The sequence below is a fragment of the Streptomyces sp. NPDC003011 genome (genome assembly GCF_053591515.1).
This window is the reverse complement of record NZ_JBSFTY010000046.1, coordinates 1-21,629: the sequence shown is the minus strand read 5'-3', so window position 1 is coordinate 21,629 and position 21,629 is coordinate 1. Positions and strand designations below refer to the sequence as shown.

Below are 21,629 nucleotides of genomic sequence, written 5' to 3'. Positions count from 1 at the left end.
CATGTCCTTGCGGAGTCTTGCGTTGATCGAGAACTGGCCGGTTCCCACCGCCGCGGCGGCCGTCGTCCGGGCGGACGGAACCCCGCTCGGAACCCACGGCCCGGCCGGGCGGCGCTTCCCGCTGGCCTCGGTCACCAAGCCGCTCGCGGCCTACGCCGCCCTCGTCGCGTACGAGGAGGGGGCGATCGAACTCGACGAGCCGGCCGGGCCGCCCGGGGCCACGGTGCGGCACCTGCTCGCGCACACCTCGGGGCTGGCCTTCGACGAGCACCGGGTGACGGCCCCGCCCGGGGAGCGGCGGCTGTACTCCAACGCCGGGTTCGAGCAGCTCGGGGACCACATCGCCAAGGCGGCGGAGATCCCGTTCGGCGAGTATCTGCGGCAGGCGGTGCTGGAGCCGCTGGGCATGACGTCCACCACTCTGGAGGGCTCTGCGGCCAAGGACGGCGTGTCCACCGTGGACGACCTCGCGCGGTTCGCGGCGGAGGTCCAGGCGCCCCGGCTGCTCGACCCGCGCACGGTCGCCGGCGCGATGACGGTCCAGTACCCGGGGACGAAGGGCGTGCTGCCGGGGTACGGGCACCAGAACCCCAACGACTGGGGGCTCGGCTTCGAGATCCGGGACTCCAAGTCCCCGCACTGGACAGGGGCTTCGTCCTCGCCGCGGACGTTCGGGCACTTCGGGCAGTCCGGTACGTTCCTGTGGATCGATCCGGACGCGGGGGTGGCGTGCGTGGCGCTGACGGACCGTGCGTTCGGGCCGTGGGCGGCCGAGGTGTGGCCGGCGTTCACGGACGCGGTGCTGGCGGAGGTGCGGGGCTGAGGTCCTGCCGGGGTGCGGGTCTGGCTTCTTTCGCCCCCGCCGCCCCTTCCCGTCTCCCGTCCCGTCCCGTCCCCAGGGGGCTCCGCCCCCTGAAACCCCCCGGCCTTGGGCACAGGTACGGCGGCTGGGGGCGGGGCCCCACGCCGGTCAGCCGGGCAGCTCCCAGATCAGCAGCTCCGCTGCCGTCAGCCCCACCGCCTCCAGATCCTTCGCGTCCGTGATGCGTGCCGCGTCGCCCGGGGTCAACTCCTCGCCGTCGAGGGACACGTCGCCGCGTACGACATGGACGTACGCGTACGCCGCGTCCGGCACCGCCGTGCGCTCCCCCGTCGTGAGGCGGCGTACGTGCAGCATCGCGCCCGCCGCCGGGACGGCGTACGGGGTGGCGTCGGAGATGCCGGGGACGATCTCGTAGGAGGGGTCGCCGCCGGGGCGCAGGGGCGCCAGCCACATCTGGACGAAGGTCAGGGGGGCCGGGCCGTCGTTGCGTTCGACGTGCCGGACGCCCGCCGCGGAGCTCAGGCGCTGGACGTCGCCGGGGCGTACGACCGTCTCGTGGCCCACCGAGTCGCGGTGGGTCAGCTCGCCCTCGGCCACCCACGTGACGATCTCGGTGTGGCTGTGCGGGTGCTCGTCGAAGCCGGCGCCGGGGGCGAGCCGCTCCTCGTTGCAGGCGATCAGCGCCCCGAAGCGGAGGTTGCCGGGGTCGTAGTGCGGGCCGAAGGAGAAGGCGTGCCACGACTCGATGCCGACCGCGGGGTCTCCCCCGGGGAAGCGCTCCGCGGCCCGCCGTACGTCCATCACGGTCACCACCGTAGACCTGACCCGGTACCCGGCGGCGCACACTTCCGTCCGGATGAGGCAGTCTTGTCCCCGTGCCCGAACCCCACACCCACCCGCGCGAGGCCGCAGCGCCCGACGTCCACTCGCACACCGCGACCCTGAAGCGGCTGGAGAAGTCGTCCGGGAGTCTCGCCGCGCAGGCCATCGCGCGCATGGACGAGACGCTGCCGTGGTACCGGGCCATGCCGCCGGAGAACCGTTCCTGGATCGGGCTGGTGGCCCAGGCCGGTATCGCCGCCTTCACCGAGTGGTTCCGGCGCCCGGACGCGCCCCAGGCCATCTCCACGGACGTCTTCGGGACCGCGCCGCGCGAGCTGACCAGGGCCATCACCCTGCGGCAGACCGTCGAGATGGTGCGCACCACGATCGAGGTCATGGAGTCCGCGATCGACGAGGTCGCGGCCCCCGGGGACGAGAACGTGCTGCGCGAGGCCCTGCTGGTGTACGCCCGCGAGATCGCCTTCGCCACCGCCCAGGTGTACGCCCAGGCCGCCGAGGCACGCGGCGCCTGGGACGCGCGGCTGGAGTCGCTCGTGGTGAACGCGGTGCTGAGCGGCGAGGCCGACGAGGGGGCCGTCTCCCGGGCCGCCGCCCTCGGCTGGAACTCCCCCGAGCATGTGTGCGTGGTGTTGGGCAAGGCGCCCGACGGTGACAGCGAGCTGACCGTCGAGGCCATCCGGCGGGCCGCCCGGCACGCCAAGCTCCAGGTCCTCACCGGGGTGCTCGGCACCCGGCTGGTCGTCATCGCGGGCGGCAGCGACAACCCCCTCGCCGTGGCCAAGTCGCTGATCGGGCCGTATGCGGCGGGGCCGGTCGTCGCGGGGCCCGTCGTGCCCGACCTGCTGGCCGCGACCCGGTCCGCGCAGGCCGCCGCCGCCGGGCTGAAGGCGTGTTCCGCCTGGCAGGACGCCCCGCGGCCGGTGCTGGCGGACGATCTGCTCCCGGAGCGCGCGATGGCCGGTGACCCCGGCGCACGCGAGCAGTTGGTGGAGGAGATCTACAGACCGCTGGAGGAAGCCGGGTCGGCGCTCCTGGAGACCCTGTCCGTCTATCTCGAACAGGCGAGCAGTCTCGAAGGCGCCGCCCGGATGCTCTTCGTCCACCCGAACACCGTGCGCTACCGGCTCCGACGTGTGACTGACGTCACCGGCTGGTCGCCGTCGGACGTGCGTTCGGCGTTCACGTTGCGCATAGCGCTCATCCTGGGGCGTCTGGCCGACGGCGATCTCCAGACCTAGGTTTTTGTCGGGGGTCCACAAAACCCCCTCCTGTTCTTCGTCCCTGTCCCCACGGGCGGTCGTGGCCGTCCACAAGAGAGAGTGTGAGAGTGCTCGTACTCGTCGCTCCCGGCCAAGGCGCCCAGACGCCCGGCTTCCTGTCTCCCTGGCTCGAACTCCCCGGCGTCCGCGGCGCCATCGAGGCGTGGTCCGACGCCGTGCGGCTGGACCTGATCCGTTACGGCACCGAGGGCGACGCGGACGAGATCCGCGACACCGCGGTGGCGCAGCCGCTGCTGGTGGCGGCCGGACTGGCCTCGGCGTACGCGCTCTTCGACGACCCGGCACAGCTGCCCGGCAAGGTCGGCGCCATCGCCGGGCACAGCGTCGGCGAGCTGACCGCCGCCGGACTCGCCGGGGTGCTCTCCGACGAGGAGACCGTCCGGCTCGTCCGCGCCCGTGGCGTGGCCATGGCCGAGGCGGCCGCCGTCACCGCGACCGGCATGTCGGCGCTGCTCGGCGGCGACCCCGAGGTGAGCGTCGCGCACCTGGAGAAGCTGGGCCTGACCCCGGCGAACGTCAACGGCGCCGGCCAGATCGTGGCCGCGGGCACGCTGGAGCAGCTCGCCGCGCTGAGCGAGGACAAGCCCGAGGGCGTCCGCAAGGTCGTCCCGCTGAAGGTGGCCGGCGCCTTCCACACCCATCACATGGCCTCCGCGGTCGACGCGCTGGCGAAGGCCGCCGAGGATCTCACCCCCGCCGACCCCACGCTCCCCTACGTCTCCAACAGGGACGGGCGGACCGTCGCCACCGGCGCCGAGATCCTCACGCGGCTGGTCGGCCAGGTCGCCAACCCGGTCCGCTGGGACCTGTGCATGGAGACCTTCAAGGAACTCGGCGTCACCGCCCTGATCGAGGTGTGCCCGGGCGGCACGCTGACCGGTCTCGCCAAGCGCGCGCTGCCGGGTGTGAAGACCCTGGCTCTGAAGACCCCCGACGACCTCGACGCGGCTCGCGAGCTCATCGCCGAGATGACCACACCCGCCGCTGACGCGGCGGGTGCCTGAGAAGGAGCCCGAGAGCATGTCGAAGATCAAGCCCAGCAGGGGCGCCCCGTACGCGCGCATCCTCGGTGTGGGCGGCTACCGCCCCACCCGGGTCGTGCCGAACGAGGTGATCCTCGAGAAGATCGACTCGTCCGACGAGTGGATCCGCTCGCGCTCCGGCATCGAGACGCGGCACTGGGCCAACGACGAGGAGACCGTCGCCGCGATGTCGATCGAGGCGTCCGGCAAGGCGATCGCCGACGCCGGGATCTCCGCCGAGCAGATCGGCTGCGTGATCGTCTCGACCGTCTCGCACTTCAAGCAGACCCCGGCCGTCGCCACCGAGATCGCCGACAAGCTCGGCACGGACAAGGCCGCCGCCTTCGACATCTCGGCGGGCTGTGCCGGCTTCGGTTACGGCCTCACGCTCGCCAAGGGCATGATCGTCGAGGGTTCGGCGGAGTACGTGCTCGTCATCGGCGTCGAGCGGCTGTCCGACCTGACCGACCTGGAGGACCGGGCCACGGCCTTCCTGTTCGGTGACGGCGCGGGCGCGGTCGTCGTGGGCCCCTCGCAGGAGCCGCACATCGGTCCGACCGTGTGGGGTTCGGAAGGCGACAAGTCCGAGACGATCAAGCAGACGGTGCCGTGGAACGAATTCCACGTCGGCGACGTCACCAGGCTCCCGCTCGACAGCGAGGGCAACGTCAAGTTCCCCGCGATCACGCAGGAGGGCCAGGCGGTCTTCCGCTGGGCCGTGTTCGAGATGGCGAAGGTCGCCCAGCAGGCACTGGACGCGGCCGGGATCAGCTCCAGCGACCTGGACGTCTTCATTCCGCACCAGGCCAACGAGCGCATCATCGACTCGATGGTGAAGACTCTCAAACTGCCGAAGTCCGTCACGGTCGCCCGTGACGTACGCACCACCGGCAACACCTCGGCCGCCTCGATTCCGCTCGCTATGGAGCGGCTTCTGGCGACCGGCGAGGCGAAGAGCGGCGACACCGCGCTCGTCATCGGATTCGGGGCGGGTCTCGTCTACGCCGCCACTGTCGTTACCCTCCCCTAGGCACTCCGTGCCGGATCATCGGTCCGGTGCGGAAGCCAACGCCACACACCCTCTGGATATCTAAGAAGGAGCGCCCGACATGGCCGCCACCGCCACTAAGGAAGAGATCGTCGCCGGTCTCGCCGACATCGTCAACGAGATCGCCGGCATCCCGGTCGAGGACGTCCAGCTGGACAAGTCCTTCACCGACGACCTGGACGTCGACTCGCTGTCCATGGTCGAGGTCGTCGTCGCCGCCGAGGAGCGCTTCGACGTCAAGATCCCCGACGAGGACGTCAAGAACCTCAAGACCGTCGGCGACGCGACCGACTACATCCTCAACCACCAGGGCTGATCCTCCAGGTCCCGGAGCCTGGCCCCGCCACCCGGCGGTGGCGCCGTTCTCCCCGCCTGGGCGGGGGTAGTCCTCCTCGAATCCGTTGGAGAAAGAATTCCCGTGAGCCCGACCAATCGCACCGTGGTCGTCACCGGTATCGGCGCAACCACACCGCTGGGTGGCGACGCGGCCTCCACCTGGGAGGGTCTGGTCGCCGGCAAGTCCGGTGTCAAGGTCCTCCAGCAGGAGTGGGCCGCCGAGCAGGCGGTCCGCATCGCCGCGCAGATCGCCGTGGAGCCGACCGAGGTCATCCCACGCCCGCAGGCCCGCCGCCTGGACCGTTCGGCGCAGTTCGCGCTGATCGCCGCCCAGGAGGCGTGGGCCGACGCCGGTTTCACCGGCAAGGCCGGTGAGGACGGGTCCGAGGGGTCCGTCGACGCCGACCGGCTCGGCACCGTCATCGCCTCCGGCATCGGTGGCGTGACGACCCTGCTCGACCAGTACGACGTGCTGAAGGAGAAGGGCGTCCGCCGCGTCTCCCCGCACACCGTCCCCATGCTGATGCCGAACAGCCCCTCCGCCAACGTGGGCCTGCTCGTGGGCGCCCGTGCGGGCGTGCACACGCCGGTCTCCGCGTGCGCGTCGGGCGCCGAGGCCATCGGCTACGCCATCGAGATGATCCGTACGGGCCGCGCCGACATCGTCGTCGCCGGCGGTACGGAGGCGGCGATCCACCCGCTGCCCATCGCCGCGTTCGGCAACATGATGGCGATGTCCAAGAACAACGACGACCCCGAGGGCGCCTCGCGTCCCTACGACACCGCCCGCGACGGCTTCGTCCTCGGCGAGGGCGCCGGCGTGATCGTCCTGGAGTCCGCCGAGCACGCCGCCAAGCGCGGGGCGCGGGTGTACGCCGAGGCGGTCGGGCAGGGCATCTCCGCCGACAGCCACGACATCGTGCAGCCGGAGCCGGAGGGGCGGGGCATCTCGCACGCCCTGCAGAACCTGCTGGACCGCACCGATCTGGACCCGGCGGAGATCGTGCACGTCAACGCGCACGCGACGTCGACGCCGGCCGGTGACGTGGCCGAGCTGAAGGCGCTGCGCAAGGTCTTCGGCGACGACGCGGACCACATGGCGGTCTCGGCGACGAAGTCGATGACCGGTCACCTGCTGGGCGGCGCGGGCGGTGTCGAGACCGTCGCGACGGTCCTCGCGCTGTACCACCGGGTCGCCCCGCCGACCATCAACGTCGAGAACCTCGACCCCGAGGCCGAGGCCAACGCGGACATCGTCCGCGGTGAGGCTCGCAAGCTTCCCGTCGAGGGCCGGATCGCCGCCCTGAACGACTCGTTCGGGTTCGGCGGGCACAACGTGGTCCTGGCGTTCCGTACCGTGTGATGCGTGCCGTCAACGGCGTGTGGCCCGAACCCCGGGTGGGGTTCGGGCCACCGTACGTTCGCGGTGCGCGCCTCTGAAAGCCTCACACCACCTGGTGCAGCCAGCGGACCGGAGCGCCCTCGCCCGCGTATCTGAACGGCTCCAACTCGTCGTCCCAGGGCTTGCCCAGGAGCTTGGCCAGTTCGGCTTCCAGGTCGGTCTCGCCGCGCTGGGAGCGGACCAGAGCCGCCCGCAGCCGGTCCTCCGGGATCAGGATGTCGCCGTGGATGCCGGTGACGGCGTGGTAGATGCCGAGGTCGGGAGTGCAGCTGTAGCGCTCGCCCTCGGCGGTGGCGCAGGGCTCGGCGGTGACCTCGAAGCGCAGGAGGTGCCAGCCTCTGAGGGCCGACGCCAGCTTGGACGCCGTGCCGGCCTCGCCCTGCCAGGAGAACTCCGAGCGCCAGGTTCCGGGCGCGGCGGGCTGCCGGATCCAGTCGAGGTTGACGCGTGTGCCCAGCACCCCGGCGACGGCCCACTCGACGTGCGGGCACAGCGCGCGCGGCGCGGAGTGCACGTACAGAACTCCACGTGTCGTCACCGGGACCTCCGGGCAGAGCGGGACAGTCTTGCAGGCTGGCATGGCGGCGGTGGCAGGGCAGCCACGTTGATGGCGAGGCTACCGTGCGGCGGCGCAAGGAGTGTGACGTACCGTCGGTCCCGGTGCTCCGAAACGCCCGCCATTCACCCGGCAGGACGCTAGTACGGGTGCGAACCGTTGTGTGGCGGCCGGCCGGGAACTCCCGCGCGTTGTTATGGACGGACGGCCTTTTCGCCTTTCATGCCATCACCCGACGACACCTCACCCGACGACGCAGCACACGACGACACCTCACCGACGACCGAGGGGATCCCCACCGGATGCGGAAGCCAAGCCACCGCTCGCGTGCCGTTCTCGCCGTCCTGGCGGCGGCCGTCCTGGCCGTCACCGGCTGTGACGCCGTCGGCGGCGACGCGCCGGGGCCGACCGGCACCGGCGCCCGGAAGGCGAAGCCGTCCCCGTCACCGGCCTGGGACAGCAGCCCGGCCTCGGTCGCGGCGGTGGGCGACTCCATCACCCGCGGCTTCGACGCGTGCGCGGTGCTGACGGACTGTCCGGAGGTGTCCTGGGCGACCGGCAGCAGCGCCGAGGTCGACAGTCTCGCGGTCCGGCTGCTGGGCCGGGCGAAGGCGGCCGAGCGGAGCTGGAACTACTCCGTGACCGGGGCGCGGATGGCGGACCTGCCGGGTCAGATGGTCCGGGCCGCCGGCCGCAAGCCGGGGCTGGTGGCGGTGATGGTGGGGGCGAACGACGCCTGCCGGGCCAGCACCGCGGCGATGACCTCGGTGGCCGACTTCCGCGCCGGCTTCCGGGACGCGATGAGCGCGCTGCGCAAGGCGGCCCCCACGGCGCAGGTGTACGTGGCGAGCGTGCCGAACCTGAAGCGGCTGTGGTCCGAGGGCCGGACGAACCCGGTGGGCAAGCAGGTGTGGAAGCTGGGCCTGTGCCCCTCGATGCTGGGCGACGCGGACGCGCTGGACGCGGCGGCGACCGAGCGGCGCAACACCGTGGACGAGCGGGTGGCGGACTACAACCGGGTGCTGGAGGAGGTGTGCGCCAAGGACCGCCACTGCCGTTTCGACGGGGGCGCGGTGTACGCGTACCGCTTCGGCACCGACCAGTTGAGCCGGTGGGACTGGTTCCACCCGAGCGTGAACGGGCAGGCGCGGCTGGCTGAGATCGCCTATCGCGCGGTCACGGGCAAGAAGGCGTGACCTAAGGTTCCGCACATGAACGAACTCTTCGCCACACTTTCCGACGGTACCCCGGTCCACCGCTGGACCCTGGAGCGGGCGGGGGTCCGCGTGCGGATCCTGTCGTACGGCGGGATCGTGCAGACGGCGGAGGTCCCGGACCGGGACGGGCGCGCGGGGAACGTGGTGCTGGGGTTCGCCGGCCTGGACGGCTATCTGGCGCACCCGCAGCCGTACCTCGGCGCGCTGATCGGGCGGTACGCGAACCGGATCGCGGGCGGCCGTTTCACCCTGGACGGCCGGACGTACACGCTCGCCCGCAACAACCCGCCGAACTCGCTGCACGGCGGCGAGGCGGGCTTCGACAAGCGGGTGTGGGACGGGGAGCCGGTGGAGCACGGGGTGCGGCTGAGCCGGGTCGCCGCTGACGGCGAGGAGGGCTTCCCGGGGCGGCTGGAGGTCACGGCGACGTACACGCTGGAGGAGTCCGGGGCGCTGCGGATCGCGTACGAGGCGGTCACGGACGCGCCGACCGTGGTGAACCTGACCAACCACAGCTACTTCAACCTGGGCGGGTCCGGCAACGCGGGCGGGCACGAGCTGCGGATCGCCGCCTCCCGGTACACCCCGGTCGACGCGGACCTGATCCCGACCGGAGTCCAGGAGGAGGTGGCGGGCACCCGCTTCGACTTCCGTCAGGCACGCAAGGCGGGCTCCGGGTACGACCACAACCTCGTCCTCGACAAGGGGGTGACGGAGACCCCCGTGGAGGTGGCCGAGCTGTACGACCCCGCCTCCGGCCGCGTGCTGACCGTGGCGACCACCGAGCCCGGGCTCCAGCTGTACACGGCGGACCACCTGGACGGGCCCTTCGCGCCCGGTGACGGCATCGCGCTGGAGACACAGCACTTCCCCGACTCCCCGAACCGGCCGGAGTTCCCGGGCACCGTGCTGCGGCCGGGTGAGGTGTTCCGGTCGCAGACGGTGTACGGCTTCTCGGCCCGCTGACGCGGTCAGGGGCGGCCTCTCACGCCACGAGCCCCGGCCCGGGGGTCAGGTCCCGGGCCGGGGCTGCCCATGGGGACACGTGTCCCGGATCAGACGGTAATCATCGCGGTGAGCCGGCGGTCCGTGATCGAGCGTCCCGCCTGGATCTCGTACGAACCCTTCACGAACGACCAGGATCCCGTCGTCTCGTCCCAGATCTCGAAGGCCCGGCGCGGGAGTTCGACGGTGGCCTCCACGGTTTCGCCGGGGGCGGCCGTCACTCCCGCGAAGCCGGCCAGCCGGCGGGCGGGGCGTTCGGCGTCGGGCTCGGCGGGGGCCAGGTAGACCTGGACGACCTCGCGGCCGGTGCGGGTACCGGAGTTGCGGACGCGGACGGTGACGGTCGTCCCGCGCGCCTCGGCGGACTCGTAGGTCCAGTCGGTGTAGCCGAGGCCGTGGCCGAAGGGGTAGGCGGGGGTGCGGCCGTGCCGTTCCCAGGCGTGGTGGCCGATGAAGACGCCTTCGGAGTAGGGCAGTTCGCCGTTCCCGGGGACGACCTGGGTGACCGGGGCGTCGGCCAGGGCGCCCCAGGTGGTGGGCAGTCGGCCGCCGGGCTCGTGGGCGCCGGTGAGGACGTCGGCGAGGGCCGCGCCGCCCTCCTGGCCGGGGAACCAGGTGAGCAGGACCGCGGCGACCTCGTCGCGCCAGGGGAGTTCCACCGGTGAGCCGGAGTTGACGACCACGACGGTGTTCGGGTTGGCGGCGGCGACCGCGCGGACCAGGTCGTCCTGACGGCCCGGGAGGGTCAGGCCGGTGCGGTCGAAGCCTTCCGACTCCACGCGTTCGGTGGTGGCGACCACGACGACGGCCGTGTCGGCGGCGCGGGCGGCGGCGACCGCCTCGGCGATCAGGTCGTCGGGGTCGCGCTGCGGGTCCTGGTGGGCGAGGGAGAAGCCGATGACCTTCATGGGGTGGCCCTCGGCGACGGGGACGACGTACGTCAGGGACACCTCCACCGGTTCGCCCGCGCTCAGTTCGACCTGGGCGTGGGGCACGGGGGCGCCGAAGAACGCCTGGAAGGGGTCGTCCTTGACGGGGCGCTGGACGTCGTCGTAGTACGTCGTGCCGTCGACGCGCAGGGTGAAGCCGCCTAGTCCCTTGATGCCGAAGGTGTGGGCGCCGGACTCGCGCGGGGTGAAGGTGCCGGTGAGTTCGACGGTGTGCAGGGCGGCGTGGGTGACGCCCTCGGGCAGGTCGTCGCCCATCCACTGGATCTGGCCGCCCGGCACGGAGCGGGTCCCGAGGACGGTCCCGCCGGCGTCCCGGCAGACGGCGCGCAGCTCGAAGCCCTGGTCGGCGACGGAGAGTTCGGTGTTCGGGTCGGCGCCGACGGTGTAGCCGAGGGCGCCGTCGGGGAGGGCGGCGGTGAGGCCGTCGAGCGGGGAGACGGTCCGGGCGGGGAAGACGGTGGCGGAGCCGCCGCCGAGGACCCGGGCGTCGCGGGCGGCGGCTCCGGTGAGGGCGACCGTGGCGTGCGGCCTCAGGGGCAGGGCGTCGCCCTCGTTGCGGACGAGGACGAAGGAGCGGCGGGCGAGTTCGCGGGCCAGCGCCTCGCCGTCGACCGGGGCAGGCAGGTCGGTCACCACCGGCTCGGCGCCGGCCAGGACACCGACGCGGGCGGCGAGCCGCAGGACGTTGCGGACGGCCGCGTCGACCGTGGCCTCGGCGACCTCGCCGTCGCGGACGGCTCGGGCGAGGGCCTCGCCGTACACGGTCCGCGGGCCGGGCATGGCGATGTCGAGGCCGCCCTCGATGGCGCCGGTGGTGGAGCGGGCGGCGGTCCAGTCGGAGACGTTGCAGCCGTCGAAGCCCCACTCGCCGCGCAGGATCTCGTTCACCAGGTGGTGGTGCTCGGTCATCGTGGTGCCGTTGACCGAGTTGTAGGCGGTCATGATGCCCCAGGGACGGGCGTTCTCGACGATGGCCTCGAAGGGGGCGAGGTAGAGCTCGCGCAGGGCGCGTTCGGAGAGCAGGTTGTTCACCGTGAAGCGGTCGGTCTCGGCGTCGTTGGCGACGAAGTGCTTGACGGTGGTGCCGACGCCGCCGGACTGGACGCCGGTCACATAGGCCGCGCCGATCCGTCCGGTCAGGTACGGGTCCTCGCTGTACGCCTCGAAGTGCCGGCCGCCGAGCGGGGAGCGGTGCAGGTTGACCGTGGGGGCGAGCAGCACGTGGACGCCCTTGCGGCGGGCCTCCTGGGCGAGCAGTACGCCTGCCCTGCGGGCGAGTGCGGGGTCCCAGGTGGCGGCCAGCGCGGTCGGCGAGGGCAGCGCGATCGAGGGGTCGTCGGCGGTCCAGCGCACACCCCGGACGCCGATCGGGCCGTCGGACATGACGAGGGACTCCAGGCCGATCTCCGGCAGGGCGGGCAGGGACCAGGTGTCCTGGCCGGCCAGCAGCCTCGTCCTGGCGTCCAGGTCGAGCGTGCGCAGGGCGGCCTCGACGGCGGCCTCGCGCTGTGCGTCGGCCGCGCTGGTTTCCTCGGTTCCCGCCATGGGGTGCCTCCTCGTTGAGTCCGTGCGGTGCCTCCCATCCTGCAACGGTTCCCTGTAGAGCGGTAGGTTTCGTTACCTGGCCGTGATGGTCGACTGCCCGGAATGACGTACGGTGACGCCATGAGCGGCAGGATCAGGAGCCAGGAGCGGCGGGCCGAGATCGTCCGGGCGGCCCTGGAGGTCATCGCCGAGCGCGGCTACCGCGCCGCGAGCCTGGCCGCCGTCGCGGAACGGGTCGGGCTGACCCAGCAGGGACTGCTGCACCACTTCCCGACCAAGGACGCGCTGCTGGTCGCCGTCCTCCAGGAACGGGACAAGTGGGACGCGGTCCCCGCGGGGACCTGGCGGGTCGACCTGCTGGCCTCGCTCGTCGAGTACAACGCGATGCGCCCCGGGATCGTGCAGACCTTCTCCGCGCTGCTCGGCGAGAGCGTGACGGAGGGTCATCCGGCGCGGGAGTACTTCACCGAACGCTACGCGCGGGTGCGCGCGTCGATGGCGGCGGTGCTGCGCACGGAGTACGGCGACCGCCTGCCGAACGGCCTCACCCCGGAGCGTGCCGCTCCCGTGCTGGTCGCGGTGATGGACGGCCTGCAGTACCAGTGGCTGCTGGACCCGGAGTCGGTCGACATGCCGGGCGCGTTCCGGGACTTCCTGGCGCTGCTGGGCGAGGCCTGAGCGCACCACACCGCACCACACTGCGCGGCCGGGCCCGTGCGGCTCGGCCCGGTTCGCCGACGCCGGCCGGGTCTCCGGCGGCGCGCACCCCGAGGGCACGCTGCCGGACGTGGCCGTGCGGGCGGGCTCCCGGCCGCGGATCGCGCACGCCGTGGGCGAGTGGACAGCCGAGCAGGGCCACGGCTCCGCGGACCTCGGCGTGGCCCTGGTGCCGGCGCTCGCCGCCGGGGCGGTGCGCCCGGACGTGGTCCTGCCGCCGGTGGCGGCGAGGGCGCCCCGGCCCGGCGGTGTACGCGGCGACGGTACGGGGGCGGTCCCTGACGCCTGCCGGTGAGGCGTTCGTGGGGGCGCCGCGGAAGGGGGCGGCCCGGCTGTCGCGGGCGTCACACCGTATGGCGTGGACCACTTCCGTCACGGGATACTGCGGCCGTTCGGCAGCACCGCTTCCCACGGCGACAGAAGGGCTGAACTGCTGTGGCTTCTCCACGTGTTCGGATCGGAATCCTCGGGCTGACCCTGCTGGCGGGGCTGGCGGCCCCCACGACCACCGCGGCGGCCGGGACCGCGCTCTCTCCCACCGTCGAGGAGAGGCGGCTGGACCGGGCCGTGCCGCAGGAGATACTCCGGCGCTCCGGGTTCGACGCCCCGGCGGCGGAGTTCGCGCGGACGCTCGGCTCGGCCGGCTCCTACCCCGAGGCCCGCCGGGCCGTCGTGCGGGAGGGGTCGGCGCTGTGGCGGCGGGCCGTGGAGCGGGCGCAGGGGCGCGGGCCGGCCGGCGGGGACCTGAGCCGGGACGACGACCGGCCGCTGTACTGGGCGCGGCTGGCGATGACCCGGGACCTACGCACCTGGGAGCCGGAGTTCGGCCTGTCCGAGGCTCGACGGGCGTCGCTGATCGACGCGTTGGAACGGACCTCGCGCGGGCAGACCACCGTCCGCTACGCGGGGGGTGTGAAGCTCAAGCGGATCCTGGTCACCGGGTTCGACCCGTTCACGCTGGACCGGGACGTCCGGATCTCCAACCCCTCGGGGGCGACCGCGCTCGCGCTCGACGGCACGGTGATCGAGACCGCGGACGGGCCGGCGCGGATCGAGACCGTCGTCTTCCCGGTGCGCTGGCAGGACTTCACGGACCGCACGGTCGAGCGGACGCTGCGGCCGTATCTGAAGAAGGTGGACCTCTTCACCACCGTGAGCCAGGGGCGCGTGGGCCGCTTCGACGTGGAGCGGACCAACGGGGCCTGGCGGGGCGGTTTCGGGGACAACGTCAACGTCGGCGTGACCGGGACCGTCCCGGTCACCGACCCGGCCTCGCAGCCGCAGTGGACGACGACGACCCTGCCGTACGCGAAGATCGTGGCCGCCGGCACCGGGCGGTTCCCCGTGTACGACAACACGCAGGTGACCGAGATCCCGGCGGGCGGCACCGCGCCGGTCGTCCGGCCGGACGGGCCGACGCCGGGGTCGACGGCCCGGCAGGGCGGCGGCGGGGACTACCTCTCCAACGAGATCGCCTACCGGGCCACCCTGTTGCGGGACCGGCTCGGGCTGCACGACTCGCTGCCGGGCGGGCATGTGCACACGCCGGTGCTGGAGTTCGGGGCCGGGAACACCGATCCGGCGACCGGGGCGGTGACCGATCCGGGGTTCGTGCGCAACCGGCTGGACATCATCGCGCAGGTTCGGGCCATTCTGGCGGTGGCGGCGGAAGGGTGACGTCCTCGTCGCCGCCCTGGTGACCGCCGGTGCTCTCCTCGCCCATCAGTTCACGTGCCATGAGCGTGGCGCCCGCCACCGCGCCCGGCATCAGGAACACCGCGACGAACGGCACCAGGAAGGACACCGCGAGCGGGGTGCCGAAGCCCCAGATCAGGGTTTTGCGGGAGCGCAGGAGGGCGAGGCGGTCACGGAGTTCGACGCGGCGGCGCTGGAGGGCGACGCCGGTGAGCTCCTCGGTGAGGAAGAAGCCGGTGACGAAGAAGCCGACCACCGGCACGACCGTCTGCCCGGCGACCGGGACGAACCCGAGCGCGAAGAGCAGGATGCCCCACAGGACGGCGCGCACCAGGATCCGCAGGCTGTCGCGGGCCGAGATCCACAGCTCGCGCCAGAGCGGCAGGCCCGACTCGGGGGCGGTGCCGTCGGGGGAGACGTCCCGGTCGACCTTCTCGGAGAGGTTCTCGTAGAAGGGCTGCCCGATCAGGAGGGTGACCGCGGTGAAGGTGATGACGGACAGCAGCAGCGCGAGGGCGAACAGCAGCACGGTGAGGAACCCGCGCAAGAGGCCGGCCCAGGGGCTCGACCAGTCGTCGGCGAACGGGGTCGCCCAGGCGACGGAGTCCTCGCCCCACAGGGCCAGCGCGACCAGCACCGCCGCGTAGAGGACGAGGGTGATCAGGCCCGGCAGCAGACCGAAGCCGTACTGCCTGCCGTGCCGGGCCACCCAGCGTTGGCCTGCCAGGAGATACCTGAATCCCGCCCCGAGATCGCGCATGGGGAAACTCTATCGGGGCCGGGCGGCAGGTCCCCCGGGGTGTCCGGGAGCCGGCCGGTGAGGCCGGTGGCGGTGCGCCCGGCATTCCCGGTCCGTACCGTGTTCCGCCCCCGTCCGCCCGCCCGCCGGTGCGCCATCCGGGGCACCCACGCCGCGAACTCCCTCTTGTTGCGGTTGAGTCGAACAGGTACACCTCGCCGTACCGATCTCAGGAAGCCCGGAGGAGGTACGCGTGCGCACCAAGAGAACCGTTCCTGCGAGACCCGTTCTGATCGCCACCCTCGCCGTCACCACGGCGGGCTCGCTCCTGCTCACCCCCCACCCGGCCGGCGCCGACCCCCGGCCCGTCACCCGGGAGGACGCCCTCGACCGGCGCGCCGCCCAGGCACCCGCGAGCGCCGCCGAGCGGGCGCTGGCCGCCCCGGCCCCACCCGCCGCCGCGGACCCGACGGCCCCGGAACGGGGTTATCCGCGCGAACAGGTCCTCACCCCCGACCCGGAGAACCCCGCCGACACGTCGGTCAGGCTCGGTCTCACCCCGTACCACGCCATCGCCCCGAAGCTGAACGCGCTCCAGGAGCTCGGCGACCGGGTGAGCGTCGAGGTCGCGGGCCGTTCGGCCGGCGGGCACCGGCTCTACCTCGTCACCGTGACCGCCCCGGAGACCGCCCGCGAGGCCCGCGCCCAGGAGCGGATGCGCGAGCTCATCGGGAACGCGCCCGCGACGGCGGCCAAGAGCCGGGAGATCGCGGCGGGTTACAAGGCTCCCGTCTTCGTCAACAACAACATCCACGGCAACGAGTGGGAGGGCACCGACGCCTCCCTGAAGCTCATCGAGCGACTCGCCACCGCGAACGACGCGAAGACGAAGGACCTCCTCGCGCACAGCCGCCTCTACTTCAACATCACCGCCAACCCGGACGGCCGGATCGCCGGCACCCGCGCCAACGCCAACGGCTTCGACATGAACCGGGACTTCGTCACCGCCTCGCAGCCCGAGGTGCGGGCGATGCGGCGGATCCAGATCGACAAGCAGCCGGCCGTCATGCTCGACCTGCACGGCTACGTCAACGGCACGCTCATCGAGCCCACCACTCCCCCGCACGGCGAGAACTACGAGTACGACCTGTTCCTGAAGAACACCTACGCCAACGCGCTCGGCATGGAGTCCGCCGTCAACGCTCTCGGGTACACGCCCGCGAAGGACGGCGTCGAGCCCGCCCAGATCCCGTTCCGGGACCAGGAGGAGGGCTGGGACGACTGGCCGCCCATCTTCACCCCGCAGTACGCGGCCTTCCACGGCGCGGTCGCCGCGCACACCGTGGAGATCCCGCTCACGGTGAACAACGCGGCCTACACCGGCCTCCCGGAGGCCGAACTGCGCCGCCGGTCCGCGATCAACGTGGACGTGGCGGGCGCGGCCCTGCGCGCGACCCTGGACTTCGTCCGCACGCACCGCACGTCACTGGTCGCCGACCAGATCGACGTCTTCCGGCGCGGGGCGGCGGGCGCGGCGCAGGTGCCGGTGTCCGAGGAGACCGTCCCCGGGGTGCCGGGCATCGGGCCGGAGGACGTCTACACGGCCGCCTTCCCGCGCGCGTACGTGATCCCGGCCGGCGCGGGCGCCCAGCGGTCCGCCACCGCCGCCGCCCGGCTGGTCGACCACCTCGTCGCCCACGACGTCCGGGTCACCCGCGCCGCCCGCGACCTCCGGCTCGGCGGACGGACGTACGCCAAGGGCTCGTACGTCGTCGACATGCGTCAGCCCAAGCGGGGACTCGCGAACGTGCTGCTCGCCGACGGGCGGGACATCAGCGGCAAGGTCTCGGTGATGTACGACATCTCGGGCTGGAGCCTGGGCCGGCTGTGGGGCGCCACCGTGCAGCCGGTGACGTCCGGCAGTCTGACGGGCGCGCCGCTGCGGCCGGTCGGCGCGGCGGCGGACGTGGCTCACGTCGCCCCGCGCGGCGACCTGCGGCTGCGGCTGGACGACCCGCGGGAGATCGCGGCCCTCAACTCCCTCCTCCAGCAGGGTGTTCCGGTACGTCAGGCCGCCGACGGCAGCGCGGTCGTGCCGGCGTCGGCCCGGGCGCAGGCGGCGGCACTGGCCCGCAGGTACGACGTCGCCTTCGACGCGACGAAGCTGACCGGCGTCACCGAGCTGCGGCGCCTGCGCGTGGCCGCCGCCGTCACACCCGGTGAGCTGTTCGCACTGCGGGAGATGGGCTTCGAGGTCACGCCGGTGTCGACGGCCGTACTGAACGCGGGCTTCGACTGGTCGGCGGCGGACGTGCTGTTCGTGTCGGCGGGGCTCAGCCACGGCGCCCTGAACCCGGCCGCCCGCTCGGCCCTCGACGCCTTCCTCGTCGGCCACGGTCTCGTCGGACGCGGTGCCACCGGAGCGGCCCTGAACGCCGCCGCCGGGCCCCTCGCCGTCCGGCCCGTCGAGGGCAACGAGGACGCCAACGGCGTGGTGCGGGTGGTGAATTCCGGTCCGGTGACGGCCGGGGCACCCGGCCACGGGTTCGTGTACGCGCCCGTCTGGTTCACCGACCCCGGGCCGCAGGTCCGGGTGGAGCAGTCGTACGCGCGGGGGAACCCGCTCGTCTCCGGGCACTGGCGGGCCCGGGAGGACGGCTCCGGCGGTCCCGGGGACGCGGCCGGACAGGCCTCGGTGGTCAGCGGCCCCGGGGCCGTCCTGTTCGGCACCGAACCCCTCTTCCGGGACCATCCGAAGGGGGAGTTCGCGCAGGTCGCACGCGCTGTGTTCACCGTGGCACAGGCGCGTGGCGGTACAGGTGAGGAGAGCGGATGACGCAGGAGATCCACGGCACCGTCGCGGACGGTTTCGAGGCGGTACGCGAGGAGTTCGCCGCGTTCGTCGCGGGGGAACGGCCGGACTACGAGGGGCAGGTGTGCGCGTATGTGCACGGGCGCAAGGTCGTCGACCTGTGGGCCGGGGACGGCGTCGACGCCGGCTCCCTCTACGGCGTGTTCTCGTCGACCAAGGGGGCGGCCCACCTGGTGACCGCGCTGCTCGTGCAGGAGGGCACGCTCGAACTGGACCGCAAGGTCACCTACTACTGGCCGGAGTTCGGGGCGGAGGGCAAGGCCGGGCTGACGCTGCGTGACCTGCTGGCGCACCGGGCGGGGGTGGTCGGGCTCGACTCCGGGTTCTCGGAGCAGGAGCTGGCCGACGACCGGGCCATGGCCGAACGCCTCGCGGACCAGCGGCCGTTCTGGCGGCCCGGCACCGCCTTCGGCTACCACGCCCTGGTCATCGGCGCGCTCACCGGTGAGGTGGTGCGCCGTGCCACCGGCCGCCCGCTCCAGGAGGTGTACGAGGAACGGATCCGCGCCCCGCACGCGCTGGACTTCTTCCTCGGGCTGCCCGAGGCGCTGGAGCCCCGCTACCGCCCGGCGCAGCCGATGGTTCCGGCGGCGGCGCAGCAGGTCGCGCTCGACTCCGTGGCGAAGGGACCGCACACGCTGGCCTCGATCGCGTTCAACACGCAGGTGGACGAGCCCGGCAGCCCGGAGGGGTACCCCAACTCCCGTGCGGTACGGGCCAAGGGCCCGGCGTCGGCGGGCGGGGTCGCCGCCGCGCGCGGGCTCGCCGGGATGTACGCGGCGGCGATCAGCGAGGTGGACGGGCGCGGGCCGCTGCTGAAGCCGGACACCGTCGCCGAGGTCGGGCAGATCCACTCCGCCGGGTACGACCTGGTGGCCCGGGCGCACAAGTCGTACGGCCTCGGGTTCCAGGCGACGGCGGACACCTGGTACCCGTTCCTGGGCGCCGGGGCGTTCGGGCACAGCGGCGGGGGCGGCTCGCAGGGGTTCGCGGATCCGCGCAGCGGGCTGGCCTACGGGTACACACGCCGGCGGATGGCCTTCCCGGGCGGGGCGGCGCCGGAGAACGAGCGGCTGGTGCGGGCCGCGCACACGGCGGCACTGGCCGGCTGAGGCCGGCCGGACGGGCAAAGGCCGCACCCCGCGTCCAGGGGTGCGGCCTCCGCCGTGGGCGACGAACGCGGCCGGCCGGCGGCACGCCTGCCGGACCCGCCCGGCCGGTTCAGAGCTTGACGATCATCTTCCCGGTGTTGTCGCCGCGCAGGACGCCGAGGAACGCCTCCAGGTTGTTCTCGATGCCCTCGACGACCGTCTCGCGGTACTTCAGCTCGCCCGAGGCGACCCAGGGACCGACCTCCTGGACGAACTGCGGCTGGAGGTCGTAGTGGTCGCCGACCAGGAAGCCCTCGATGCGGCCGCGGGTCTGGATGAGGCGGGCCAGGTTCTTCGGGCCGGGGGCGGGCTCGGTGTTGTTGTACACCGAGATCATTCCGCAGACGGCGATCCGGCCGTCCCGGTTGAGGGAGCCGATGGCGGCCTCCAGGTGGTCGCCGCCGACGTTGTCGAAGTAGACGTCGATCCCGTCCGGGGCGGCCTCGCGCAGCTGCTCGGCGACCGGGCCGCTCTTGTAGTTGAAGGCCGCGTCGAAGCCGTACTCCTCGACCAGGAGCTTGACCTTCTCGTCCGAGCCGGCCGAGCCGATCACCCGGGAGGCGCCCTTCAGGCGGGCGATCTGGCCGACCTGGCCGCCGACCGCGCCCGCCGCGCCGGAGACGAACACCGCGTCGCCCTCCTTGAAGGAGGCGGTGCGCAGGAGACCGGCGTACGCGGTGAGGCCGGTCATGCCGAGGACACCGAGGTACGTGGAGAGCGGGGCGGCCTCGGGGTCGACCTTGACGGCCTGCTGGGCGTCGAAGGTCGCGTACTCGCGCCAGCCGCCGAAGTGCAGCACGCGGTCACCGGCCAAGACACCCTCGGCGTTCGAGGCGACGACCTCGCCGACCGCGCCGCCCTGCATGGCCTTGCCCAGTTCGAAGGGGGCCACGTACGACTTGGCGGCGCTCATCCGGCCGCGCATGTAGGGGTCGACCGAGAGGTACTCGTTGCGCACCAGGACCTGCCCGGGGCCGGGCTGCCGGATCTCCGCCTCGGCCAGCTCGAAGTCCTCGGGCTTCGGCCAGCCGACGGGGCGGCTGAGCAGACGCCATTCGCGGCTGACGGAGGGGAGCGTGGGGGTGTCGGACATGAGGGTGGGGGCCTTTCGTCGCTAATGCTTCAGTACCTGAAACAACCATGCTCCTGAATATTTCAGACTGTCAAGTAAACGGGTACCCTGGATGCCATGGCCACACCCGAGAAGACCCGTCGTCCTGATGCGCTGACCATGGAGGTCGTCGAGCTCATCGGTGACGTCGTGGCCCGTTTCCACGAGGACTACGAGGAGGCCGCGGCCGGGCACGCGCTGACCGGGGCGCAGGCGCGGCTGCTCAGCCTGCTGTCGCTGGAGCCGCTGCCCATGCGGAAACTGGCCCAGCGGCTCAAGTGCGAGCCGTCGAACGTGACCGGGATAGTGGACCGGCTGGAGTCCCGGGGGCTGGTGGAGCGGCGGGCGGCTCCGGCGGACCGGCGGGTGAAGCTGGCGGCGGCCACGGAGGAGGGGCGCCGGGTCGCCCGCGAGCTGCGGGAGGGCCTGCGGTTCGCGCGGGAGCCGCTCGCCGAGCTGTCCCCGCGGGAGCGCGAGGCCCTGCGGGATCTGCTGCGGCGGATGCTCGGCACCGAGACTCTGGACACCCTCGGCTGACGGGTCACCGGGCGGTCCGCACCACCGGCCGACCGGTCAGCGGGTGGCCCGGACCGCCTCGCCGCGCGTTTCCTGATTCACGGAAGCGAACGGATTACGAGCGGAAGCGAACGGATTACGAGCACCACCACAGGAAGCGGTCGCAGGTCTGTGTCGGCTCCGGCTCGGGGTCCGGCTCGGGATCCGGGTCCGGGTCCGCCGTGGTCGGGTCGGCGGTGGGGGTCGGGGCCTGAGCGGGGGCCGACCCGTCGGGGGTGGAGGGGGAGGTGTCCGGAGCGGTGCCGTTCGTCGCCGACGGGGTGCCCGCGGCGGACTCGTCGCCGCCCTCACCGTCCTTGTCTCCCTTGCCGTCCTTGTCGTCCTTGTCTTTTTTGTCATCTTTCGTGGACTCGGAGGCCGAGGGGGACGCGGAGGCGTCCGGGGAGGACGGGTCCGACCCTCCCGTTCCGGTGCCCGGGCCCTTCAGCGGCTCCGCCGCCTCGCCCGCCTCCGAGGAGGCCCCGCCCTCGGCCGACGCTCCCCCGGCCGACGCCGGCTGCGGGGCGGAGCCCGGGGCGTCCATGCCCAGCTCGGCGAGGCTCAGCCCGCCGGCCGCCAGCACGAAGCCCGCGGCGATCAGCAGGGTCCGGCGGCGGCGGCGCCGGTGCGCCGCGGCTTTGCGATCGCGGCGACCCGCACGGTCCGAAGGGCCGTCCGGGCCCTCCCCGGCGTCACCCTCGGCCTGGTATCCGCTGACCCTGGGCCTGAGCGTCTGGAACTCCCAGGCGGAGACGATCGGCG

The 21,629-nt window shown here is 72.9% G+C and carries 20 protein-coding genes; 14 read left to right on the top strand and 6 right to left on the bottom strand.

Features of this window, described 5'->3' with window-relative positions; translation table 11 throughout:
- Window position 1: 1 nt before the first annotated feature.
- Window positions 2-823, top strand: a complete 822-nt coding sequence (locus tag ACWD0J_RS23485) for a serine hydrolase domain-containing protein (protein WP_451497772.1) — start codon at window positions 2-4, stop codon at window positions 821-823.
- 147 nt (window positions 824-970) lie between these two features.
- Here ACWD0J_RS23485 and ACWD0J_RS23480 read toward each other — a convergent pair whose 3' ends face one another.
- Complete coding sequence (locus ACWD0J_RS23480; RefSeq protein ID WP_451497771.1) at window positions 971-1,627, bottom strand: pirin family protein; 657 nt, start codon at window positions 1,625-1,627, stop codon at window positions 971-973.
- A gap of 71 nt (window positions 1,628-1,698) precedes the next feature.
- On the opposite strand from ACWD0J_RS23480, the gene ACWD0J_RS23475 reads away from it, so the two are divergent.
- From ACWD0J_RS23475 to ACWD0J_RS23455, 5 genes are all read left to right on the top strand, one after another.
- Entirely contained in the window at window positions 1,699-2,904 is a 1,206-nt protein-coding gene (locus ACWD0J_RS23475; protein ID WP_451497770.1) for a PucR family transcriptional regulator, read from the top strand.
- 89 nt (window positions 2,905-2,993) lie between these two features.
- Window positions 2,994-3,950: an ACP S-malonyltransferase gene (locus tag ACWD0J_RS23470; RefSeq protein WP_451497769.1), complete on the top strand. Its 957-nt coding sequence runs from the start codon at window positions 2,994-2,996 to the stop codon at window positions 3,948-3,950.
- A gap of 16 nt (window positions 3,951-3,966) precedes the next feature.
- A complete protein-coding gene (locus ACWD0J_RS23465; protein WP_451497768.1) occupies window positions 3,967-4,998 on the top strand; it encodes a beta-ketoacyl-ACP synthase 3 in 1,032 nt (343 codons plus the stop codon).
- 79 nt (window positions 4,999-5,077) lie between these two features.
- Window positions 5,078-5,332 (top strand): acyl carrier protein, encoded by a 255-nt coding sequence (locus tag ACWD0J_RS23460; protein WP_451497767.1) that lies wholly within the window; start codon window positions 5,078-5,080, stop codon window positions 5,330-5,332.
- A gap of 102 nt (window positions 5,333-5,434) precedes the next feature.
- Complete coding sequence (locus tag ACWD0J_RS23455) at window positions 5,435-6,715, top strand: beta-ketoacyl-[acyl-carrier-protein] synthase family protein (protein WP_451497766.1); 1,281 nt, start codon at window positions 5,435-5,437, stop codon at window positions 6,713-6,715.
- A gap of 82 nt (window positions 6,716-6,797) precedes the next feature.
- Here ACWD0J_RS23455 and ACWD0J_RS23450 read toward each other — a convergent pair whose 3' ends face one another.
- Window positions 6,798-7,292 (bottom strand): DUF3145 domain-containing protein, encoded by a 495-nt coding sequence (locus tag ACWD0J_RS23450; RefSeq protein WP_451497765.1) that lies wholly within the window; start codon window positions 7,290-7,292, stop codon window positions 6,798-6,800.
- Between the two features lie 320 nt (window positions 7,293-7,612).
- Here ACWD0J_RS23450 and ACWD0J_RS23445 point away from each other — a divergent pair, with 320 nt between their 5' ends.
- Both ACWD0J_RS23445 and ACWD0J_RS23440 read left to right on the top strand, forming a co-directional pair.
- Window positions 7,613-8,506: an SGNH/GDSL hydrolase family protein gene (locus ACWD0J_RS23445; RefSeq protein WP_451497764.1), complete on the top strand. Its 894-nt coding sequence runs from the start codon at window positions 7,613-7,615 to the stop codon at window positions 8,504-8,506.
- A gap of 15 nt (window positions 8,507-8,521) precedes the next feature.
- Window positions 8,522-9,493, top strand: a complete 972-nt coding sequence (locus ACWD0J_RS23440) for an aldose epimerase family protein (RefSeq protein WP_451497763.1) — start codon at window positions 8,522-8,524, stop codon at window positions 9,491-9,493.
- An 89-nt stretch (window positions 9,494-9,582) separates the two neighbouring features.
- Here ACWD0J_RS23440 and ACWD0J_RS23435 read toward each other — a convergent pair whose 3' ends face one another.
- Window positions 9,583-12,027, bottom strand: coding sequence for a glycoside hydrolase family 3 protein (locus ACWD0J_RS23435; RefSeq protein ID WP_451497762.1), 2,445 nt, complete (start codon window positions 12,025-12,027; stop codon window positions 9,583-9,585).
- A 102-nt stretch (window positions 12,028-12,129) separates the two neighbouring features.
- Between ACWD0J_RS23435 and ACWD0J_RS23430 the strand changes: the two genes are divergently transcribed.
- From ACWD0J_RS23430 to ACWD0J_RS23420, 3 genes are all read left to right on the top strand, one after another.
- Complete coding sequence (locus tag ACWD0J_RS23430; protein WP_451497761.1) at window positions 12,130-12,705, top strand: TetR/AcrR family transcriptional regulator; 576 nt, start codon at window positions 12,130-12,132, stop codon at window positions 12,703-12,705.
- Between the two features lie 109 nt (window positions 12,706-12,814).
- Complete coding sequence (locus ACWD0J_RS23425) at window positions 12,815-13,039, top strand: hypothetical protein (RefSeq protein ID WP_451497760.1); 225 nt, start codon at window positions 12,815-12,817, stop codon at window positions 13,037-13,039.
- Window positions 13,040-13,179: 140 nt separating this feature from the next.
- Window positions 13,180-14,421 (top strand): pyroglutamyl peptidase, encoded by a 1,242-nt coding sequence (locus ACWD0J_RS23420; protein WP_451497759.1) that lies wholly within the window; start codon window positions 13,180-13,182, stop codon window positions 14,419-14,421.
- Here the strand turns inward: ACWD0J_RS23420 and ACWD0J_RS23415 are convergent.
- Window positions 14,375-15,199, bottom strand: a complete 825-nt coding sequence (locus tag ACWD0J_RS23415) for an EI24 domain-containing protein (protein WP_451497758.1) — start codon at window positions 15,197-15,199, stop codon at window positions 14,375-14,377. The genes ACWD0J_RS23420 and ACWD0J_RS23415 overlap by 47 nt on opposite strands.
- 232 nt (window positions 15,200-15,431) lie before the next feature.
- Here ACWD0J_RS23415 and ACWD0J_RS23410 point away from each other — a divergent pair, with 232 nt between their 5' ends.
- A complete protein-coding gene (locus ACWD0J_RS23410) occupies window positions 15,432-18,014 on the top strand; it encodes a M14 family zinc carboxypeptidase (protein ID WP_451497757.1) in 2,583 nt (860 codons plus the stop codon).
- Window positions 18,011-19,162 (top strand): serine hydrolase domain-containing protein, encoded by a 1,152-nt coding sequence (locus tag ACWD0J_RS23405; RefSeq protein ID WP_451497756.1) that lies wholly within the window; start codon window positions 18,011-18,013, stop codon window positions 19,160-19,162. The genes ACWD0J_RS23410 and ACWD0J_RS23405 overlap by 4 nt, the downstream gene beginning before the upstream one ends.
- Before the next feature lie 109 nt (window positions 19,163-19,271).
- Here the strand turns inward: ACWD0J_RS23405 and ACWD0J_RS23400 are convergent, their stop codons facing one another.
- Window positions 19,272-20,294 carry an NADP-dependent oxidoreductase gene (locus ACWD0J_RS23400; protein ID WP_451497755.1) on the bottom strand — a complete coding sequence of 341 codons (1,023 nt, stop codon included), beginning with the start codon at window positions 20,292-20,294 and terminating at the stop codon, window positions 19,272-19,274.
- Window positions 20,295-20,390: 96 nt separating this feature from the next.
- Between ACWD0J_RS23400 and ACWD0J_RS23395 the strand changes: the two genes are divergently transcribed.
- Window positions 20,391-20,849 carry a MarR family winged helix-turn-helix transcriptional regulator gene (locus ACWD0J_RS23395; protein ID WP_451497754.1) on the top strand — a complete coding sequence of 153 codons (459 nt, stop codon included), beginning with the start codon at window positions 20,391-20,393 and terminating at the stop codon, window positions 20,847-20,849.
- Between the two features lie 115 nt (window positions 20,850-20,964).
- Here the strand turns inward: ACWD0J_RS23395 and ACWD0J_RS23390 are convergent.
- Window positions 20,965-21,629: SCO2400 family protein (locus ACWD0J_RS23390; protein ID WP_451497753.1), on the bottom strand; the 665-nt coding region annotated here is incomplete at its 5' end.

Bases quoted from the DNA above. Each gene is read 5' to 3' on its own strand.
- ACWD0J_RS23400 (WP_451497755.1), bottom strand. From the start codon at position 20,294: ATGTCCGACACCCCCACGCTCCCCTCCGTCAGCCGCGAATGGCGTCTG.
- ACWD0J_RS23395 (WP_451497754.1), top strand. From the start codon at position 20,391: ATGGCCACACCCGAGAAGACCCGTCGTCCTGATGCGCTGACCATGGAG.
- ACWD0J_RS23440 (WP_451497763.1), top strand. From the start codon at position 8,522: ATGAACGAACTCTTCGCCACACTTTCCGACGGTACCCCGGTCCACCGC.
- ACWD0J_RS23435 (WP_451497762.1), bottom strand. From the start codon at position 12,027: ATGGCGGGAACCGAGGAAACCAGCGCGGCCGACGCACAGCGCGAGGCC.
- ACWD0J_RS23415 (WP_451497758.1), bottom strand. From the start codon at position 15,199: ATGCGCGATCTCGGGGCGGGATTCAGGTATCTCCTGGCAGGCCAACGC.
- ACWD0J_RS23405 (WP_451497756.1), top strand. From the start codon at position 18,011: ATGACGCAGGAGATCCACGGCACCGTCGCGGACGGTTTCGAGGCGGTA.
- ACWD0J_RS23460 (WP_451497767.1), top strand. From the start codon at position 5,078: ATGGCCGCCACCGCCACTAAGGAAGAGATCGTCGCCGGTCTCGCCGAC.
- ACWD0J_RS23465 (WP_451497768.1), top strand. From the start codon at position 3,967: ATGTCGAAGATCAAGCCCAGCAGGGGCGCCCCGTACGCGCGCATCCTC.
- ACWD0J_RS23430 (WP_451497761.1), top strand. From the start codon at position 12,130: ATGACGTACGGTGACGCCATGAGCGGCAGGATCAGGAGCCAGGAGCGG.
- ACWD0J_RS23445 (WP_451497764.1), top strand. From the start codon at position 7,613: ATGCGGAAGCCAAGCCACCGCTCGCGTGCCGTTCTCGCCGTCCTGGCG.
- ACWD0J_RS23485 (WP_451497772.1), top strand. From the start codon at position 2: ATGTCCTTGCGGAGTCTTGCGTTGATCGAGAACTGGCCGGTTCCCACC.